Here is a 3215-nt window from a genome sequence, read left to right as displayed (position 1 = left end):
TATAGACGGGAATAAATTCCCTGTCGAGCTTATCCCCATTAATATAATTAAGGGGCTTGCGCTCTCCGTTTTTCTCGGTCAACTCGAAGGTTATGTTGCAAGTCAAGCTCTTAAGCAGAGGAATTTATTTGAAATTACATGCGAGCGTGACTTAAAATTGGTCGATGTAACTGGTCGTAATTTGGCACGATTAGGTTTAGATGGACAAATATCTGCTTGTGGTTGTCATGAATACACACACTGTCGCGCTTGGGGTAACGCAATTTGGCAACATCCTGATAATGTAGATGGGATCAGATACAGATGTCGTCACGACGATGATCTCTACTCAGTGGGTTTATTTGAAAATCGTGTGGATGATTCATTACGAGACAATAATTTGGGTAACTTAATGGATAATCAACCTCAACTGGATTTAATACTAGAACATTATGAATACGGTCTTTTACTATGATTTATATATGTCTCTTATCGTAAAAGCTTAACCTTTTTTCTGAGCTTTTAATTACCAAAACCTTTTTTATCGCCATAGCAGACTGTCTTAAACTCTAAGCGATCGCTATTGGGATCATACAGTGTATAAGTGGCGTTTCCGGGTTCTTTACCCACATTTCCTACCCCTACAACCCTTCTTTTGGGTGCAGTCATTGTTTGCACAGGTTGCTGACTATCTAAGGTTATCAGCGAACTATTCACCGAACCGCCTTGTAGTACATATTCAAATACTTGACCGGAACGACCACAAAAAAGAGAATTGGCCTCTACTCTTTGTAAACGGTCTAGCATTTGCCAGGGTGGGGTTTCCGGGGTTAACTCATCGCTGATGCTAACAGTGGTGCCGTGAATTAACAGACAATCTAATTCAAGGAAGCCAAAATGACAGTTACGTAACCATTGTACCGTTTCACGGGATACGGAATCCCAAAGAGTTTTTGCGGTTTCCATACCAAAGCGATCGATTAATTCTGTCGGTTCTGGTGTCGAACCCATAGCGTGTAAAGCAAAGCATTGTTCCTCCCACCAACCGACACATACCTGGGGTTGTAATTCTCCAGGTAAAGGGTTTTGAATTCGTTTAATTACCTTTTCGCTATTGGGGTTTGCTGCTATGATATCCCCTAAAATATACAATACTTCTACGGTAATGCGTTGGCGTTTGATGTCTGCCAATACTGCTTCGTAAGCTGCGATATTTCCTTCAATTCCACTTAAAATTGCCCACATTGATCTGCATTGTTTTTGATAATGATAATAATTATACAAAGAGATTGAGTAGTTCAGGGATATTTTTCCTATGATTCTAGATAATTACCCAAGAAGATTTCCTTAATTTCTACTTTTTTCGATGTTTTGACCTTTTTTTCTATTTCTTAGTAAGAGTTTTAAGCTATAGACTGCTAAAGTTGATAGTAAAATACACATTTTTTTCCACTGACATCTAAAAGTATTTTCAGTATCTTAATAAAAGATTGTTTATGTGAGGGAATAGTATAATACGATGATCAATAAAGCTTTTAGTGTATTGCTTTTGGTTCCAACAGTTTTCTCTGGGATTAGTAATTTTTCTGCGGAAGCAGCTATTCCGCAAGGAAGTTTTCAAGAAATTTATATAGAAGGTTATTCAAACGAAGTTAATCAACAGTTGAATCAAACTCTGAATATTAATTTTATTGACTTTTCTGGGATGGAAGATTCGGTTATTCCTAATTTTAATATTCAGGGATCATTTTTAGATAATCCTAATAACGAAGTTAATCAAGCAATTAATCAAAATGTTCTTGACTTGGGTTTAGTTCCTCTAAATTTAAGTAATTTTAGTACCAGTGATTTTATTGGTAATGATAATGTTTTAAACGGAGTTCAATTTGCTGAGCAACAAGTATTTATTCAAGGAGATAATAATTATGCTGATCAACAAAGTAGTCAATCTTTAACTAACTCGTTTCTTTGGGAACCATTAACTGAGATAGAAGAATTAGCAGATTTTAAGCAATTTCTTAGTGAACTATTAAATAGTAAAGAATTAGATTCTTTACAATTTAGCTCACAGGACACCGTATTATTTGGCAACAATAATATTGTTAATCAAAATATTACTCAGACTCTTGATATTTTGATATTTTCAGAGTTAGATTTAGACTTATTATTTGCTACAGAAATTTTGGGAGAAGACGATTTCTTAAATCCAACCCAGTTTACTATTCAGGAAACATTTATTAGCGATGGTGGTGGCAATTTTATTACCCGAAATATCAATCAATCTATTAAACAAATATCTATGGTCGAGTCTAGTATTTTCTTGGATGAAAGTTATTCTTTTCCAGTGTTTCCCAATACAAGTACGGAAGAGAATAACTTAATTGATTTTCCCATAGATTCTTTCATTAATGAGGTTTTAAATAATACAATTATAGAAGCAGAACAAATAAATAGTCAATTTATTGAAATTATCGGTGATAGTAACGAAAATACTCAACAAAATGAACAAGTTTTGGACTTGATAACAGATCAAGAATCATCAGATTTTTCTGCTAATGAACAAGAATCGGTTGTCAGTGTTCCTGAATCTAGTAACCTCAAAGTAATACTTTTATTACCTATAATCATTGCTATAAAATCTATAGCAATCAGAAATGATTGATGATATATCTTTGTTGCTAGTTATCAGTTATCAGTTCCCACTGCTCACTGTTAACTTTTGCCTTTTCGCCGTTCCCTTACACTGAAGATGGAAAAATTATCAATGTTTTCTGTCCAGTTTTTCGGACTAATAGTAATGCTAATGAGCTTATTGATTAGCTAAAAGAACACGCCCTATAGGGGTTCAAGTCTGTCAAAGCACAAGAGCTTTAGTAGCGGTTGGTTGGTCTAGTCATCTAGACCACCTCAAAATCATGTCTAATGAGGGCTATGGGAGTTAAGGGTAAGATAATTGTCATGATCTTAATCATTTTTATTTTCTGGCTCGGCTAAAATTTTGTCCAAGTGGTCATTAGTATCCCACCTTATACACTTCAATTTGTAACATAAAAATATCTAACTTTTCTAAAGCAAATAAAATCAGAGATACTGAAGATAGGACTGAATTTAGATTAGCGACTAATTTACCTTTTGATGGAGAATAAAAAGTAAGCAATCAGGTAAAATTTAAGCCTCATCGGAGAAGCTTCTCAAAAAGTCTGGGGGGACTCGCCGAAAGTTAGGGGACAAAGATG

General features: G+C 34.8%; 3 protein-coding genes. 2 read left to right on the top strand and 1 reads right to left on the bottom strand.

Features of this window, described 5'->3' with window-relative positions:
- Nucleotides 1–454, top strand: a 454-nt coding sequence (locus P9B04_RS18045) for an RES family NAD+ phosphorylase (protein WP_342056365.1), incomplete at its 5' end; no start/stop codon positions are given.
- Between the two features lie 47 nt (nucleotides 455–501).
- On the opposite strand, the gene P9B04_RS18040 is transcribed toward P9B04_RS18045, so the two are convergent.
- Nucleotides 502–1224 (bottom strand): metallophosphatase, encoded by a 723-nt coding sequence (locus P9B04_RS18040; protein WP_342056364.1) that lies wholly within the window; start codon nucleotides 1222–1224, stop codon nucleotides 502–504.
- Nucleotides 1225–1498: 274 nt separating this feature from the next.
- Here P9B04_RS18040 and P9B04_RS18035 point away from each other — a divergent pair, with 274 nt between their 5' ends.
- Nucleotides 1499–2641, top strand: coding sequence for a hypothetical protein (locus tag P9B04_RS18035; protein ID WP_342056363.1), 1143 nt, complete (start codon nucleotides 1499–1501; stop codon nucleotides 2639–2641).
- The last annotated feature ends 574 nt before the right edge of the window (nucleotides 2642–3215 follow it).

Origin of the sequence: Crocosphaera sp. Alani8 (genome assembly GCF_038442745.1) — a bacterium.
In the GTDB taxonomy this organism is placed as follows: domain Bacteria; phylum Cyanobacteriota; class Cyanobacteriia; order Cyanobacteriales; family Microcystaceae; genus Crocosphaera.
Note: the sequence above shows the minus strand (reverse complement) of the source record. Positions and strands in the feature narration are given on the sequence as shown.

Excerpts from the sequence above, each read along its gene's own strand:
- P9B04_RS18040 (WP_342056364.1), bottom strand. The coding sequence starts at position 1,224 with ATGTGGGCAATTTTAAGTGGAATTGAAGGAAATATCGCAGCTTACGAA.
- P9B04_RS18035 (WP_342056363.1), top strand. The coding sequence starts at position 1,499 with ATGATCAATAAAGCTTTTAGTGTATTGCTTTTGGTTCCAACAGTTTTC.